13 protein-coding genes are annotated in these 15,350 nt (G+C 71.4%); 8 read left to right on the top strand and 5 right to left on the bottom strand.

Going from position 1 to position 15,350, the window contains the following annotated elements; genetic code table 11:
• Positions 1–6 precede the first annotated feature (6 nt).
• Together H4696_RS37200 and H4696_RS37195 are read left to right on the top strand one after the other, a co-directional pair.
• Positions 7–882, top strand: a complete 876-nt coding sequence (locus H4696_RS37200; RefSeq protein ID WP_086863375.1) for an HhH-GPD family protein — start codon at positions 7–9, stop codon at positions 880–882.
• 63 nt (positions 883–945) lie between these two features.
• Positions 946–1,896 carry a peptidoglycan recognition protein family protein gene (locus tag H4696_RS37195; protein ID WP_086863374.1) on the top strand — a complete coding sequence of 317 codons (951 nt, stop codon included), beginning with the start codon at positions 946–948 and terminating at the stop codon, positions 1,894–1,896.
• A 51-nt stretch (positions 1,897–1,947) separates the two neighbouring features.
• Here the strand turns inward: H4696_RS37195 and H4696_RS37190 are convergent, their stop codons facing one another.
• Positions 1,948–2,694, bottom strand: a complete 747-nt coding sequence (locus H4696_RS37190) for an alpha/beta fold hydrolase (RefSeq protein WP_086863373.1) — start codon at positions 2,692–2,694, stop codon at positions 1,948–1,950.
• A 74-nt stretch (positions 2,695–2,768) separates the two neighbouring features.
• Here H4696_RS37190 and H4696_RS37185 point away from each other — a divergent pair, with 74 nt between their 5' ends.
• Positions 2,769–4,175 carry a M1 family metallopeptidase gene (locus H4696_RS37185; RefSeq protein WP_192782743.1) on the top strand — a complete coding sequence of 469 codons (1,407 nt, stop codon included), beginning with the start codon at positions 2,769–2,771 and terminating at the stop codon, positions 4,173–4,175.
• Between the two features lies 1 nt (position 4,176).
• On the opposite strand, the gene H4696_RS37180 is transcribed toward H4696_RS37185, so the two are convergent.
• On the bottom strand, positions 4,177–5,037 hold the full coding sequence (locus H4696_RS37180; protein WP_143265194.1) for a hypothetical protein: 861 nt from the start codon (positions 5,035–5,037) through the stop codon (positions 4,177–4,179).
• 18 nt (positions 5,038–5,055) lie between these two features.
• Positions 5,056–6,441 carry an AAA family ATPase gene (locus tag H4696_RS37175; RefSeq protein ID WP_086862153.1) on the bottom strand — a complete coding sequence of 462 codons (1,386 nt, stop codon included), beginning with the start codon at positions 6,439–6,441 and terminating at the stop codon, positions 5,056–5,058.
• Between the two features lie 51 nt (positions 6,442–6,492).
• On the opposite strand from H4696_RS37175, the gene H4696_RS37170 reads away from it, so the two are divergent.
• Positions 6,493–6,804, top strand: a complete 312-nt coding sequence (locus H4696_RS37170) for an antibiotic biosynthesis monooxygenase family protein (protein ID WP_086862154.1) — start codon at positions 6,493–6,495, stop codon at positions 6,802–6,804.
• Entirely contained in the window at positions 6,797–7,594 is a 798-nt protein-coding gene (locus H4696_RS37165) for an SIR2 family NAD-dependent protein deacylase (RefSeq protein ID WP_086862155.1), read from the top strand. The genes H4696_RS37170 and H4696_RS37165 overlap by 8 nt, the downstream gene beginning before the upstream one ends.
• Here the strand turns inward: H4696_RS37165 and H4696_RS37160 are convergent.
• Positions 7,591–8,550, bottom strand: coding sequence for an endonuclease/exonuclease/phosphatase family protein (locus H4696_RS37160; RefSeq protein WP_086862167.1), 960 nt, complete (start codon positions 8,548–8,550; stop codon positions 7,591–7,593). The genes H4696_RS37165 and H4696_RS37160 overlap by 4 nt on opposite strands.
• A 163-nt stretch (positions 8,551–8,713) precedes the next feature.
• Between H4696_RS37160 and H4696_RS37155 the strand changes: the two genes are divergently transcribed.
• Positions 8,714–9,697: an ATP-binding cassette domain-containing protein gene (locus tag H4696_RS37155; protein ID WP_086862156.1), complete on the top strand. Its 984-nt coding sequence runs from the start codon at positions 8,714–8,716 to the stop codon at positions 9,695–9,697.
• Positions 9,694–10,500 (top strand): ABC transporter permease, encoded by an 807-nt coding sequence (locus tag H4696_RS37150; RefSeq protein ID WP_086862157.1) that lies wholly within the window; start codon positions 9,694–9,696, stop codon positions 10,498–10,500. Before H4696_RS37155 ends, H4696_RS37150 begins: the two co-directional genes overlap by 4 nt.
• Positions 10,501–10,590: 90 nt before the next feature.
• Here H4696_RS37150 and H4696_RS37145 read toward each other — a convergent pair whose 3' ends face one another.
• Positions 10,591–13,752, bottom strand: a complete 3,162-nt coding sequence (locus tag H4696_RS37145) for an AfsR/SARP family transcriptional regulator (protein ID WP_086862158.1) — start codon at positions 13,750–13,752, stop codon at positions 10,591–10,593.
• Positions 13,753–13,910: 158 nt separating this feature from the next.
• On the opposite strand from H4696_RS37145, the gene H4696_RS37140 reads away from it, so the two are divergent.
• Positions 13,911–15,341 carry a M1 family metallopeptidase gene (locus H4696_RS37140; RefSeq protein ID WP_086862159.1) on the top strand — a complete coding sequence of 477 codons (1,431 nt, stop codon included), beginning with the start codon at positions 13,911–13,913 and terminating at the stop codon, positions 15,339–15,341.
• Positions 15,342–15,350: the final 9 nt, after the last annotated feature.

Below are 15,350 nucleotides of genomic sequence, written 5' to 3'. Positions count from 1 at the left end.
CCCGGCGTGGCTGTGGACGCTGACGTACTGCTCGACTGGTTCTCCGCGCACGGCCGGGACCTGCCCTGGCGCGAACCGGACTGCTCGGCGTGGGGTGTGCTGGTCAGCGAGATCATGCTGCAGCAGACGCCGGTCGCCCGCGTGCAGCCGATCTGGCACGAGTGGATGGCGCGCTGGCCGGTGCCCTCGGCGCTGGCCGCGTCGACGCAGGGCGAGGTCGTCCGCGCCTGGGGGAAGCTCGGCTACCCGCGCCGCGCGCTGCGGCTCCACGAAGCCGCCGGGGTGATCGCCCGCGACCACGGAGACGTCGTGCCGTCCGATGTGGACACCCTGCTCGCGCTGCCCGGGATCGGCGCCTACACCGCGCGCGCCGTCGCCGCGTTCGCCTACGGGCGGCGCGCGCCCGTCGTCGACACCAACGTGCGGCGGGTCGTCGCGCGGGCGGTGCACGGGGCCGGGGACGCCGGGCCCGCGTCGAACACCCGGGACATGGCCGACGTCGAAGCGCTGCTGCCGGTCGAAGACGCGCCCGCCGCGAAGTTCTCCGCCGCGATCATGGAGCTCGGCGCGCTGATCTGCACCGCTCGCGCGCCGAAGTGCGCGGACTGCCCGGTCTACGACGAATGTGCGTGGCAGCTGGCCGGCCGTCCGGAGTACGCCGGCCCGGCCAAGCCGGTGCAGAAGTTCGCCGGCACCGACCGGCAGGTCCGCGGGCGGCTGCTGGACGTCCTGCGCGGCAGCGAAGGGCCGGTCGAGAAGGCGAAGCTGGACCTCGTCTGGCACGACGCCGGGCAGCGCGACCGCTGCCTGGACTCACTGCTGGTCGACGGCCTCCTCGAACAGACCCGCGACGGTCTCTTCGCGCTGCCGGGTGAACACTGACGCACTACGACCAAAGTTGGTCAATAGTTGTCGTCGACGCGTTCCGGAGTTACCGTTCTCCGCATGGTCACTGTTGACCGCCGGACCCTGTTCAAAGCGGGGGTGACCGCTACGGCGGCCGGCGCACTGGGGATGACGACCACGGGGACGGCCGCCGCGGCCGTGCCGACACCGACGATCCACGGCTGCTCCGAGTGGGGCGCGCGGCCCCCCTCGGGCACGATCGTGGTGGAGAACCACAAGCCGACCTACATCGTCGTGCACCACGCCGTCGATCCGCCGATGAACGACGACTTCTCGCTGGCGCGCGCGTTCTACGTCGCGCGGTACATCCAGAACCTGCACATGGACAAGAACGGCTGGATCGACAGCGGCCAGCAGTTCACGAACAGCCGCGGCGGGTTCGTCACCGAGGGCAGGCACCGCAGCCTGGAAATCCTGCGCGGCGGCACCCAGCACGTCCAGGGCGCGAACGTCGCCAACCACAACAGCGAGGTCATCGGCATCGAGAACGAGGGCCTCTACAGCACGGTCGACGTGCCGCAGGCGCTGTGGGACTCGCTGGTCGGCCTGGTCGCCTACATCGCCCACCAGTACGGCATTTCGCCCGAGTTCATCAAGGGCCACCGCGACTTCAACTCGACCGAATGCCCCGGCCAGGTGCTCTACGACCGGCTGCCGGAACTACGGACGGCGGTGGGCCGCGTACTCGGCGTCTCGGTCGCGCGCAGCGAGGCGGAATGGCCGTTGCTCAAGCCCGGCGCCACCGGCAGGAAGGTCCAGCTGGCGCAGGAGTTCCTGCGCTCGGCCGGCTTCGACGTGCCGACCGACGGCGTCTTCGGGCAGTCCACAAAGGACGCAGTCGCGGCGCTCTCGGCCCGGGCCGGTCTCCAGCGGGACACGTGCACCGCGGCGGCCGGCGAAACCGGCTTCCTCGGCGCCGACGTCTGGCCGCTGATCGTCCCGGCCGGCCGCTCGGCCGCCGCTTGGCGATCCGACCTTTCCCAAATCTAGCCTCCCCCACTTGGGTGCCAAACCCGCATCTTTCGCCGAGAAAGATGCGGGTTAGCGCAGTAAGACGTCGGACAGGAAGGCTTCCACCGCGCCGCGGTAGGTCTCCGGGGCTTCGTCGTGGGGCAGGTGCGCCGAACCCGGCACCACGAGGTGTTTCGCGCCCGGCACCCGCGCGGCGACGGCGGCCTGCTGGCCGGGCGGCATCGCCGTGTGCTCGCCCTCGATCAGCAGCAGCGGGCAGCGGATGGCGTCGACGAGGTCCCAGTAGTCGCGCCGGCCCCATTCGGCCGCGATGACGTAGAGGTCTTCGAGGTCCGAGACCAGGTGGTAGCCGTATTCGCGTTCCTCGACGCAGTCCGCGAAGTACTCGCCCGCGTCGCCGAAGAACTCACGGACGCGGTCGAGGGACTTGAACGGCACCGGCCAGCTCTCGAAGTACCCGCGCCAGGTTTCGACGGTCCGGCCGCGCTGGTCCGGCGCGAAGTCCTCGGACACGACCGCGCGCACCAGCTCCGGGTACCGCGCGGCGGTCGCCCACGCGTGCAGCCCGCCCATCGAGTGGCCGATGAGCACGGCCGGGCCCGCGTCCAGGGTCCGGAGCGCTTCGGCGACGTCGTCGGCGAACCGCTCGGTCGTCCACGGCCCGACCCGCGGGGCGCTCCCGTGGCCGCGCGCGTCGAAGCCGTACACCGCGCCGTAGGGCCGGAGCCACTCCGCGACCCGCCACCACGTCCGCGCGCGGCCCATCAGGCCGTGGAGCAGAACGATCGGCACGCCCGTGCCGCCGAAACAGAGCACGCGGCCACCTAACCACAAAACCGCAGGTGCGGAACGTGACCAAGTGATCGCAATCCATCACCTATGGTGGTCGTATGCGCCGCCGACTCGCTGCCCTCGCCGTCTGCGCCGCGGTGATCCTCGCCGCGGCCTGCAGCGGTGACGCCGTCTCCGGCGTGCCCCAGCCCCCGCCCCTGCACGCCACGCCGGGAGCGTCCGGCGGCGGTGACGCGTACTACCCGGACGACGGCAATGGCGGCTACGACGCCCTCGGCTACCAGGTCGGCGTCACCTACGACCCGCCGAGCGGCCACCTCGACGGCGACACGACGATCACCGCTCAGGCGACCCAGGACCTGAGCCGCTTCGACCTCGACCTGCGCGGGCTGGACGTGCGCGGCGTCGACGTCGACGGGCGGCCGGCGCGCTTCAGCCGGGAGAAGGCGCACGAGCTGGTGATCACGCCGTCGTCGCCGATCCGCGCCGGGACGACGTTCCGCACGCGGGTGCGCTACGGCGGCGACCCAGCGAAGACCCCGCACGAAGGCGGCAGCGAGAACGGCTGGCAGCACTCGGCCGACGGCGGCGCGTTCATGGTCGGCGAGCCGCACTCGGCCGCGTTCTGGTACCCCGTGAACGAAACCCCGCGCGACAAGGCCACCTTCACGCTCACCGCGCATGTCCCGGCCGGGTGGACGGTCATTTCGAACGGCCGGGAAGGCCCGCCGGGCACGTGGACCGAGCCGAACCCGGTGGCGAGCTACCTGACGACGATCGCGATCGGCAAGTTCAGCGTCGACAAGTCGACACTGCCGGACGGCACCCCGGTGGTCTCGGCGTACGCCCCCGGCGCCGAAGGCCACCGCGCGATCGGCGAGCGCCTGCCCGAGGTCCTCGGCTTCCTGAGCGGCAAGTTCGGCCCGTACCCGCAATCGGCGGCCGGCGGCATCTTCCTGAACGAGGACGTCCACTTCTCGCTCGAGACGCAGACCCGCCCGACGTACGCGAAGTGGGCCGACCTGCCGACACTGGTGCACGAGAACGCCCACGAGTGGTTCGGCGACTCGGTCTCGCTGCGCGATTGGTCCGACATCTGCCTGAACGAGTGCTTCGCGTCGTACGCGCAGTGGCTGTGGGCCGAGCGCGAGGGCCAGAACCTGGACGACCGCTACCGCGCGGCGATCGAAATCACCCATGGCAGCACGGACTTCTGGGCGCAGAAGCTCGTCGCGATGGGGCAGGGCCACGAGTTCGAAGGCGTCTACAACAAGGGAATCCTGGCGCTGCACGCGCTGCGCCGCGAGATCGGCGACCCGGCGTTCGACCGGCTGTTGAAGGAATGGCCGTCCCGGTACCGGCACGCCAACGCGGCCTGGGCGGACTTCGAGACGATGGCGACACAGGTCAGCGGCAAGAACCTGAAGGAGTTCTTCGCCGCGTGGTTCCACGGCACGACGCTCCCCGCGGACGCCGACCTCTACCCGGGCTCACTGCGCAGCTGAACTACTTGGCGATCTCGGGTCGTGGCGTCGAATCGACCGACTCAACGCAGAGGGACTCGCCGCTCCGCAAGCGCTCCGCCGGATTGTCGCTTTGCGGTTCCATAGACGACACAAGTCGCAATCCGGCCTCCACGAGCACACCGATCACCTGCTCGGCCAGCACCTCACGATTGGTTTCCGGAGCAGTGGCGGCCAGCGATACCCAAACTCGGGTATCCACGCCGGTCGATACCCGAATAGTTCCTTCCGTCTGGATGGACGAAGCCGTCATTGCCGCGATCGTCCGAGTCCGCAATTCGGCGGCTGCACGCAAGTCGACCGCTTGCGCCGCACGATGGATAGCACGAACGAGATCCTTCGCGGCTTCGACCGCAGTGGCTACTCGGAAGGAGTACGGCCCAAACTCGACTTCATCGTTGGCCGGGTCGTAGCCAAAGCGCGAGTACTTGCTCGCGACGAGCCGCGGATCCGCCCCCGCCTTGACCTCCTTCTTCTGCGGTCCTTCGCCGACGCCGCGGGTCCACTGGTCGAAGTGCAGCAAACCGTTCCGCATCTGCTGGAGGCCGGGAACAGCCTCGTCGAACGCCACCCGGGCACGGCTCAGCTCGGCGATCACCGCCAACTCCATCTTCAATTCCCGCAAGGCCGTTTGCTGCAGCTTCTCCGCCATGCACAGCTCCCACAAGGCCACGACCAGCTGACGAGCGTCGATCTGGCGTGAGCTGAACGCAGTCCGTGGGTCATCATCCTCATGGATTCGAGCTTCGTTCAGCTCTACGCACTGCAGCCACCAGTACGCTTCGGAAACCGCGATCGCGTACGGATTGTCCGCAGGTGACCAACTATCCGGTGCGTTCGTCACGCCGACCTCTTCCCCGGCTCACTGCGCAGCTGAACTGCCCAGCAACGACCGCGTCAAGGAACTCCGCGCGTCCTGCATCTCCCGCAGCGCCGCCGTCAGCTCCTCGTCACCCACCACGACCTCGTCCTCCGGCCGCGAAGCCAGCGCCAGCAACGACGCGCGCCGCAGCAGTTCCTTCGCGAACGACGCCGTGACGCCCTCCGTCGCCGCCACGATCGGGGCCAGGTCCGCCGTCAGCTTCAGCCCGCGCGCGTACAGGCGCAGCAGCGCCTCCCGGCCCGCCGCGTCCGGGAGCGGGATCTCCACCGCCAGGTCGACGCGGCCCGGGCGGTCGGCCAGTGCGCGTTCCAGCGCGCCCGCGCGGTTGGTGGTGAGCAGGAACGTCACGTCGGCGTCGCCGCCCACGCCGTCCATCGCGTCGAGCAGGGTGAACAGCAGCGGGTGCGCGTCCGGGCCGTAGCTGCGGTCCTGGGCGATGAGGTCGACGTCCTCCACCACGACCACGCTGGGCTGCAGCCGCCGCGCCAGCGCCGCCGCCTTCGCGACGAACCGCATCGCCGTGCCGGTCAGGATGATCACCGTGGTGTCCGGCAGGCGGCTCATCAGGTACCGGACGGTGTGCGTCTTGCCGGTGCCGGGCGGGCCGTGCAGCAGCAGGCCGCGCTTGAGGTGCTGCCCGGCGGCCAGCAGCCGCTCGCCGTGCTCGGCGATGCCGACCGTGTGCCGCTCGATCGCTTCGAGCACGCCTTCGGGGAGCACCACCTCCTCGCCGGTCAGCGTGGGCCGCGGGAGGAACGTCAGCAGGTCGTTGCCGCGGTTTTCGCTGGCGCCGAAGGCCAGCACCTGCCCGCGCAGCACGTCGTGCCGGGCCATCACGCGCTCGACGCGGTCGCGCACCTCCGTCGCGATCGCCCGCGACGTCGCCAGCACCTCGAGCCGCGCCTCCATCTGTCCCCACTGCGGGTTCGCGCCGCGGATCGCGAGCAGCACCGGCTCGCCGCCCGGTGCCCGCGTGCCGACGAGCCCGAGCTGCACGGCCTCAGTCGCCTCCTCGGGACCGGTCGCCGTCGTCGTGTAGTCGACCGAGCCGAGCTCGAACGTGCCCTGCTTGCGCGCGATCACGAGCATCCCGATCAGGTCCTCGTGCGTGCGCTGGCCGCCCGCGATGCCGAACCAGCCGACGTCGGTGCCGTGTTCGGCGAGGTAGGCGTCGACGCCGCGCTGGATGTTCGCGTGCTCCCACATCGGCCAGTTGCGGGTCACGACCACCACGCCGGGCAGCGGCCCGACGTGCCCGGTGACGCGGTCGATCAGCTCGTTGCCCCCGCTCCCGGCCACGGAGTCGGCGGTCGCCCGGATGATGCGCTGCAAGTCGGCGGCGAGGTCGCGCTCGGTGCTCCCCATGGGTTTCACAGTGGCACGGATCACATGCCGGGGCCAACTAGGCTGTCACCCATGAGTGTCGTGAAGATCAACGCGATCGAAGTTCCCGAAGGCGCCGGCCCCGAGCTGGAGAAGCGCTTCGCCGCCCGCATGCACGCGGTCGACCAGCAGCCCGGGTTCCTCGGATTCGAGCTGCTGCGCCCGGTTTCCGGCGAGACGCGCTACTTCGTGTACACGAAGTGGGAGACGGAAGAGGCCTACCAGGCGTGGGCGAAGGGCGGCCCGGCCGCGGCGGCGCACTCGGGCGAGCGCGCCAAGCCGGTGTCCACCGGGGCGAACCTCCTGGAGTTCGAGGTCGTCCTCGGTTCGCAGCCGGGTGAGTGACCTCGCTCGTGCCGCGGAGCTGCTCGACGGCGCCGGCGCGCTGCTGATCTGCGCCGGCGCCGGCATGGGCGTCGACTCCGGCCTCCCGGACTTCCGCGGCGGCGAAGGGTTCTGGCGCGAGTACCCGCCGTACGCCCGGCTCGGGCTGCGGTTCGAGGAGCTCGCCGACCCGCGCCACTTCGCCGAAGACCCCGAGCTGGCTTGGGGTTTCTACGGGCACCGGCTTTCGCTGTACCGGAAAACCGTGCCGCACGACGGGTTCCGGCTGCTGCTCGGCGTCGCCCCGCCCGGCGGCACCCGCGTCTTCACGTCCAATGTGGACGGGCAGTTCCAGGAGGCGGGCTTCGAGCACGTCGCCGAAGCGCACGGCTCGATCCACCACCTGCAGTGCCTCGCCGGCTGCACCACGGACATCTGGCCCGCGGCCGGCCTCGACGTCGACATCGACGAAGAGACCATGCGCGCGGTGCCGCCGCTGCCGTCGTGCCCCCGCTGCGGCGGGCTGGCCCGGCCGAACATCCTGATGTTCGGCGACTACGACTGGCTCCCGCACCGCAGCCAGGCCCAGCTCGACGAGCTGACGGCGTGGCGCCGGACGGCACGCGACCTCGTGGTGGTGGAACTGGGCGCGGGCCGGGCGGTCCCGACGGTCCGCCGCTACAGCGAACTGGCCAGCGCGGCGACCGGGGCGCTGATCCGGATCAACCCGCGCGAACCCGAGATCCGCCACAACCACGGCGTCTCGATCGCGGCCGGCGCGCTGGAGACGTTGACCGCCTTGCTGGCCTAAGGCAGGCGCACCTCGGCGAACACCGCCCGGTGGTCGCTGCCCGGGACGTCGAACACCCGGTAGTCCAGCACCGCCGCGCGGTTGTCGACGACGACGTGGTCGATCGTCACCACCGGCAGCGACGAGGGCCACGTCGGGGTCAGCGCCGAGCCGTGCTCCTCGGCCGCGTCGTTGTAGCCGCGGGACAGCACGGTCCGGAACGCCGCGTGGTCCAGCGTCGCGTTGAAGTCGCCCGCCAGGATGCGCAGGCCGTGCTCGCCCGCCGCGCGCGAAAGGTCCTTCATCTCGCGCTCCCACTGCGGGGTGTCGACGTCCGGGGAGATCGGGTGCACGGCGACGATCTCCGCCACCACGCCGTCGCCGAGGTCGGCCTGCGCGCCCGGCTGCTTGGCCGCCGAATCGCCGGTCAGGTTGACCTCCTTGAGCGGGAAGCGCGACACGATCCCCGAGCCGAACGCGCCCGGCGCCGGGTGCAGCACCCGGTACGGCAGCAGCTGGAACAGCCCGGCCGCGGTCAGCCCGTCGACCACCCGTGGCGTCATCTCGACCAGGTTCAGCACGTCGATCCGCTGCTCGCGCACCAGGTCGACGACGGCCTTCGGGTCCGCCTGGCCGTAGAGCAGGTTCGACGAGAGCACGCGCAGCGTCTTGCCGTGCACCTCGCGCTGCTCGCTCGCGGACAGCCGCGGGACCACGAGGACGGCCAGCGCGATCGACAGCACCAGCGCGACCCCACCGGTCCACCAGCGCCGGAAGGCCAGCGCCAGGCCACCGGCGAGCAGGCCCGCGACCACCGCGTACGGCGTCAGCGACAGCGCGATCAGGGTGTACCAGTTGCCGTCGAAGCCGATCAGGCGCAGCGCCGCCAGGCCGGCCAGCGGCACGACGGGTACCACCAGCAGGGCCGTGACCAGCGGGTTCTTCCGCCGTGACCGCGTCTCTTCCGCAAGGACCATGCCGCCGAGTATGCCGACGACCGCCGCCGGGGGCTCGGGTACCGGCCACACCTCCACAAGATCTCCACCAGCGGCTGCCAGCCGCTGCCAGCGCGCTGTGCGCGGGCTACCAGCGCCGGCGTCCACAGTCGTCCTCACAACGCGACAGCGAAGGAGGACGCCCATGTCGCACGCGATCCAGGCCGAGGGCCTGGTCAAACACTTCGGGGAAACCAAGGCGCTGGACGGGGTGGACCTCGAGGTCCCGTTCGGCCAGGTGGTCGGGGTGCTCGGGCCGAACGGCGCCGGCAAGACGACCGCCGTCCGGATCCTGGCGACCCTGATGAAACCCGACGAAGGGAGAGCCACCGTCGGCGGCTACGACGTCGTCAAGGATCCCGTCCGGGTCCGCAGCCTGATCGGGCTGACCGGGCAGTACGCCTCGGTCGACGAGGACCTGAACGGGACCGAGAACCTGGTCCTCATCGGACGGCTCTACGGGATGCCCCGCGCGCACGCCAAGAAGCGGGCCGCCGAGCTGATCGAGCGGTTCGAGCTGACCAAGGCGGCCAAACGGCCGATCCGGACGTACTCGGGCGGCATGCGGCGGCGGCTCGACCTGGCCGCCAGCCTCGTCGGCGGCCCGGAGGTGCTCTACCTCGACGAGCCGACCACCGGGCTCGACCCGCACGCCCGCAACGAGGTCTGGGACGTCGTCCGCGGCCTCGTCGCCGAAGGTGCGACGGTGCTGCTGACCACGCAGTACCTCGAAGAAGCCGACCAGCTGGCCGACAAGATCACCGTGTTCGACCACGGCCGCGTCGTCGCCGACGGCCGTGCCGACGAGCTGAAGCGCCGCGTCGGCGGGCAGACGCTGCAGGTGCGCCCGACGCAGCTGGCCGACATGGACGCCGTCGACCGGATCCTCGCCGACCTGGCCGGGGTGCGCCCGACCCGCGACAACGGGACCGGGCTGCTCACCGCGCCGGTCAACGACCCCGTCCTGCTGTCCACTTTGGTCCGCAAGCTGGACGAAGCCGGGATCACCGCGGACGAGCTGGCGCTGCGGCTGCCCAGCCTCGACGAGGTGTTCCTCGCCCTGACCGGGCACACCGCCGAAGCGTCCACTGAGGACACCACCCGCGACCTCGAAGGGAGCCTGGCATGACGACCCTGGCACTCGACCGCCCGGCCCCGCCGCGGCACATCAGCCCCGCCAAGGGCTTCCAGCACGCGCTTTCGCTGGCCTGGCGCGGCATCCTGAAGATCCGCAAGAACCCCGAACAGCTCGCCGACGTCACGTTGATGCCGATCGTCTTCCTGGTCATCTTCGTCTACCTGTTCGGCGGCGCGCTGTCCGGCTCGACCGACGCCTACCTGCAGATGGTCGTGCCCGGCATCATCGTGATGAACATCCTGCAGGCCTGCCTGACCGTCGGCGTGCAGCTCAACACCGACGTCACCAAGGGCGTGTTCGACCGCTTCCGCAGCATGCCGATCGCCCGCTCGGCACCGCTGATCGGCGCGGTGCTCGCCGACGTCGTGCGGTACGTCGTGTGCCTGGCCGTGCTGATGGTCGTCGCGACGCTGATGGGCTACCGGATCGCGACCAGCCCCGGCGAGTTCGCCGTGGCCATCCTGCTCGCGCTGGCGTTCGGGCTGAGCTTCTGCTGGGGCTCGGTGTTCGTCGGCATGCTGATGAAGACGCCGGGTTCGGCGCAGGCGCTGATGTTCGTCTTCATCATGCCGCTGACGTTCGGCAGCAACGTGTTCGTGCAGACGTCGACCATGCCGGGCTGGCTGCGGGCGTGGGCCGACATCAGCCCGGTCAGCCTGATGGCGAACGCGCTGCGCGGCCTGATGAACGGCGGCGCGGTCGCCGGGCCGCTGGCCGGTGCGCTGGCCTGGATGGCCGGTGCGGTCGTGGTGTTCTTCCCGCTGGCCACGTGGGCCTACCGCCGGCGGGTGTGAGGGCGCGGAGACACGGGGGTGTTCCGCACCAAGGGGAAGGTCGTGAGTGGCTGGTCGGGTTAGAACCCGACCAGCCACTCACGACCGTTTTCAGTCCAGTCCGGCCATGAGCCAGTCGATCGCGTCCTGTTTGGACAGCGCGCGGGTTTCGTCGTGGACGGCGTCGTAGTCCGGGAGCGCCGCGCGGAGGTCGTCGACGAGTTCCCGGACCTCCGGGCTGCCGAGGTCGAGCCGCCCGCGGATGACCGCCGACGCGGCGAGCACCCGGGCCGCCGTCTCGGGTTTGCCCTGCCGCGCGCGGATCATCGCCAGCAGTTCCACCGCGCCCGCCATGTCCGGCATGTCGCCCCGCCGGCTCGTCGCCCGGATCGCGACGACCGCGTGCGATTCCGCCTCGTCGGCGCGTCCCTGGGCCAGCAGGATCCGCGCCTCGAAGGCGTGCACGAACTCGTCGCCGATCCCGCCGGGGAACCAGTCGTCGCCGCCCATCGCGGTGACGCGGTCGAGCAGCGCCCGCGCCTCGGTCAGCTCGCCCGTGCGCAACAGCAGTTCGAGCCGCCCGAACATCAGGATCGCGCGGTGCTGCAGGTTCGTGATGTGTTCGCCGTAGCGCTCCGCGGCTTCTTGGTCGCGCCACGCACCCTCGAAGTCGCCGGCGCGCGCCCGCTCGACGGCCAGCCGCCACCAGTGCTGCACGGCGTCCTCGTAGGACCGCAGCTCGATCGACAGCGCCAGGCCCTCCTGGTAGATCTCGATGGCCTTCGCGCTGTCGCCGTCCTGGGACAGCGCGTACGCCTTGAAACTCAGCGTCATCGCGGTGCCCCAGCGGTCGCCGACCGATTGGAACCCGGCGTGCGCCAGGTCGCGCGCCCGGTCCGCGCCCGCGACGTCGCCCGCGTCGTCGAGCAGGAAGCTCTCCACCCAGTGCCCGCCGGCGCGCGTCCACGCGTCCGCGCTCGTCTGGGCCCGGTGCACCTCACGGAGGGCGATCTCGCGGTCGCCACCCAGGAAGGCCAGCATCGGCAGCGCGACCGCGAGCCCCGGGTACCGCTCCACCGCGTTCGTGCGCACGCATTCGTCGACCAGCCGGAGGATCTCGCTCTGGTCGGACCGGACCGGGATCGCGTCCATCAGGTAGACGAGCGCCCGGTAGGCCGCCCCGACCGCGGGCGGCAGCCGGTCGCCGAAGTCGAGGGTCTCGCGGATCAGCCCGCCGACCCGGCTGCCCTGGCCGAGGATGGTCAGGTACCAGAACATCCCGTCCAGCAGCTCGACCGCGTTGTCCACATCGGACATCTCGATCGCGCCGCGCAGGGCGGCGACCATGTTCGCGTTCTCGGCCTCGTACTGGTCGATCGCGCGCAGCTGCTCGGCGGTGCGCAGCGTCGGCTCCAGCCGCTGCGCCAGCTCCGCGTAGAAGGAGGCCATCGCCCGGCGCATCCGGTCGTGCTCACCCGATTCCACCAGCCGCTCGGTGGCGTAGGCGCGCAACGTCTCGAGCATCCGGTACCGCGGCTCGCCGGACGCGCCTTCCACGGTGTCCACAATGGACTTCTCGACCAGGCTGCCGAGCACGTACGGGACGTCGGCCGCGGGCAGCAGCTCGTCCGCGCAAACGGCTTCGACCGGCGCCAGCTCGGCCCCGCCGGCGAACACCGCGAGCCGGCGGGCCAGCACCAGCTCGGCCTCGGTCAGCAGGTCCCAGCTCCACTCGACGACCGCGCGCAGCGTCCGCTGCCGGGGCAGCGCCGTCCGGCTGCCCGAGGTGAGCAGCCGGAACCGGTCGCCGAGCCGCCCGGCGATCTGGGCCACGGTCATCGACCGCAGCCGGGCGGCGGCCAGCTCCAGCGCCAGCGGCATCCCGTCGAGCCGGCGGCAGATCTCGCCGACCTGGTCCACAGTGGACTCGTCGAGCACGAAGTCGGGGCGCACGGCCGCGGCCCGGTCGAGGAACAACCGCGTCGAGTCGAGCTCGGCGGCCTCCGCGGGCGCGGCGCGTTCCGCGGGCACCGGCAGCGGGCCGAGCGGGCACAGCGCTTCCCCGGTGATGGCGAGCGGCTCGCGGCTGGTGGCCAGGATCCGCAGCCGCGGCGCGCGCTGCAGCAGCTCGTCGGCCAGCGCCGCGGCGGCGTCGACGACGTGCTCGCAGTTGTCCAGCACCAGCAGGGCTTCCGCGCCGCCGAGCACCTCGACGACCTGGTCGAGCGGGTCCAGCGGGCGGCGGATCTCGGTGTCGGTGCTGCGGATGTCGCGGACCTCCAGCGCGCTCAGCAGCGCGCCGCCGAGGTCGTCCGGGTCGCGGACGCCGGCCAGCGCGGCGAACCAGACGCGGCCGCGCTGCTGCGCCGGGTGCCGGGACGCCGCTTCGGTGGCCAGCCGGGTCTTGCCCGCCCCGCCCGGCCCGGTCAGGGTGACCAGCCGGGCGCCGCCGAGCAGTTCGGCCAGCAGCTTGAGCTCGTCGTCGCGGCCGATGAACGTCGTCAGCCGGGTCGGCAGCCGGTCGGCCACCGGCGACGGCGGCGCCAGCTCGCCCCGCAGCGCGGCGACGTGGATCTCCTGCAGCTCGGCCGACGGGTCGACGCCGAGCTGGTCGGCCAGCGTGCGGCGGATCCCGGCGTACACCGACAGCGCTTCCGACTGCCGCCCGGCCGCGCAGAGCGCGCGCATCCGCAGCCCGGCGAGCCGTTCGCGCAGCGGGTCGGCCTCGGCCGCGGCGGTGAGGTCGGCCAGGACGCCGTTGTGCTCGCCCAGCCGGATCAGGGCTTCGAACCGGTCCTCGGCCGCTTCGGCCCGCAGCCCGGCGAGCCGCCGAGCGGGCGCCTGCGCGAAGGGCGCGTCGAGGACGTCGGCGAGCGCGTCGCCGTGCCACAGCCCGAGCGCCTCGGCGAGCAGCTCGGCCGCGTAGCCGTCCCGGCCCGCGGCCAGCTCGCGGCGGCCCTCGGCGGCGAGCCGTTCGAACCGCTCCGCGTCGACGTCTTCCCGCGCGACCGCCAGCCGGTAGCCGCCCGGCCCGGATTCGACCGCCACCGGCAGCGCTTTCCGCAGCCGCGAAACCAGCGACTGGAGGGCGTTGGCCGCATCGGACGGCGGTTCGCCGCCCCACAGGCCGTCGACGAGCGCGTCGGCGGGCACCGCGCGCCCGGCGTCCAGCGCGAGCCGGGCCAAGAGCATGCGGAGGCGCGCACCGCCGATGTCGATCGGGGTGCCGTCGTCTTCCGCCGCACGCAGCGGGCCCAGCAGCGCGACGCGCATGCGTCCAGCTTTCCAGACGGCGGGACGGCGCCGAGCCGGGCGGCCCGGACGGGCCGACGTAAGTGCGGATTATCCGGACAAATGCGACGCAACTCCCAGGCGTACGTGATCTTGGCACTACCTTGCGACCGAGGTCACCCGATAGGACAGGAGCGTTCATGAGGGGACAGAAACCGGTCGTCGTCGCGGCCGCCGTGGTCGCCAGCCTCTGCCTGGGCACCGGCGTCGCCGCGGCGGGCGACGGCTGGGGCGCGCAGCCCGGCAGCGACGGCGCCGGGGACAGCTACTACCCGCAGGACGGCAACGGCGGCTACGACGTCGCCGACTACAACCTCAAGGTCACCTACGACCCGGCGTCGCACCAGCTCACCGGGAAACAGGACATCTCCGCGCGGGCGACCCAGTCGCTCAGCTCGTTCGACCTGGACTTCAAGGGCCTGACCGTCGACTCGGTGAAGGTCGACGGCCGGGCCGCGAAGTTCGCCCGGACCGGCGACCACGAGCTGGTCGTCACGCCCTCGCGGGCGCTGTGGCGCGGCCGGAACTTCAAGGTCGAGATCGCCTACCACGGGGTGCCCGCACCGATCAACGATCCGGCGCTCGGCAACAACGGCTGGCAGTTCGCCCAGGCGGGCGGCGCGTTCGCCGCCGGCGAGCCGCGGTCGGCGACCACCTGGTACCCGGTCAACGACACCCCGCTCGACAAGGCCACGTTCCACCTGGCGATCACCGTGCCCGACGAGTGGGGCGTGATCGCCAACGGCCGCGAGAAGCCGTCCTTCAAGGCACCGGGCGGCACCACGCACGTCTGGGCCGAGGAAACGCCGATCGTGCCGTACCTGACGACGGTCGCGATCGACAAGTGGACGTTCGACCGGCAGACCCGCAAGGACGGAACGCCGATCGTCAGCGCGTTCGCCCCCGGTGTGCCCGACTCGACGAAGCAGGCCGAAGCGCGGCTGCCGGAGATCCTCGACTTCCTCGAGTCGAAGTTCGGCAAGTACCCGATCGACGCCGCCGGCGGCATCTTCCTCAACGAGCAGATCGGCTTCTCGCTGGAGACGATGAGCCGGCCGATCTACTCCGCGGGCTGGGCCGGCACGGTGCCGACGATCGTCCACGAGAACGCCCACCAGTGGTACGGCGACTCGGTGGCGGTCGAGCACTGGAAGGACGTCTGCCTCAACGAGTGCTTCGCCTCCTACGCCACGTGGTTGTGGGACGAGGGCAAGGAAGGCGTCGACCTGGACAAGCAGTACGCGGACGACGTCAAGAAGGCCACGACGACGTTCTGGAACGGCAAGCTCTACGACATGGGGCAGGGCAACGAGTTCACGTACGTGTACTCGAAGGGCCCGATGATGCTGCACGCGCTGCGCAACTACGTCGGCGAGCAGGCGTTCTCCCGGGTCCTGAAGACCTGGCCGTCGCTGCACCGCGACGGGAACGCGAGCATGCAGCAGTTCCAGCGGTACACCGAAGCCGTCTCGCACAAGAACCTCCAGGGGTTCTTCGACGCGTGGGTGTACGGCACCGGCAAGCCCGCCGACCAGTACCTGTACCCGGGCGGCCTCAAGCCCGCCGCCTGACCCGTAGTC

Source organism: Amycolatopsis lexingtonensis, from assembly GCF_014873755.1.
Taxonomy (GTDB): Bacteria; Actinomycetota; Actinomycetes; order Mycobacteriales; family Pseudonocardiaceae; genus Amycolatopsis; species Amycolatopsis lexingtonensis.
Note: the sequence above shows the minus strand (reverse complement) of the source record. Positions and strands in the feature narration are given on the sequence as shown.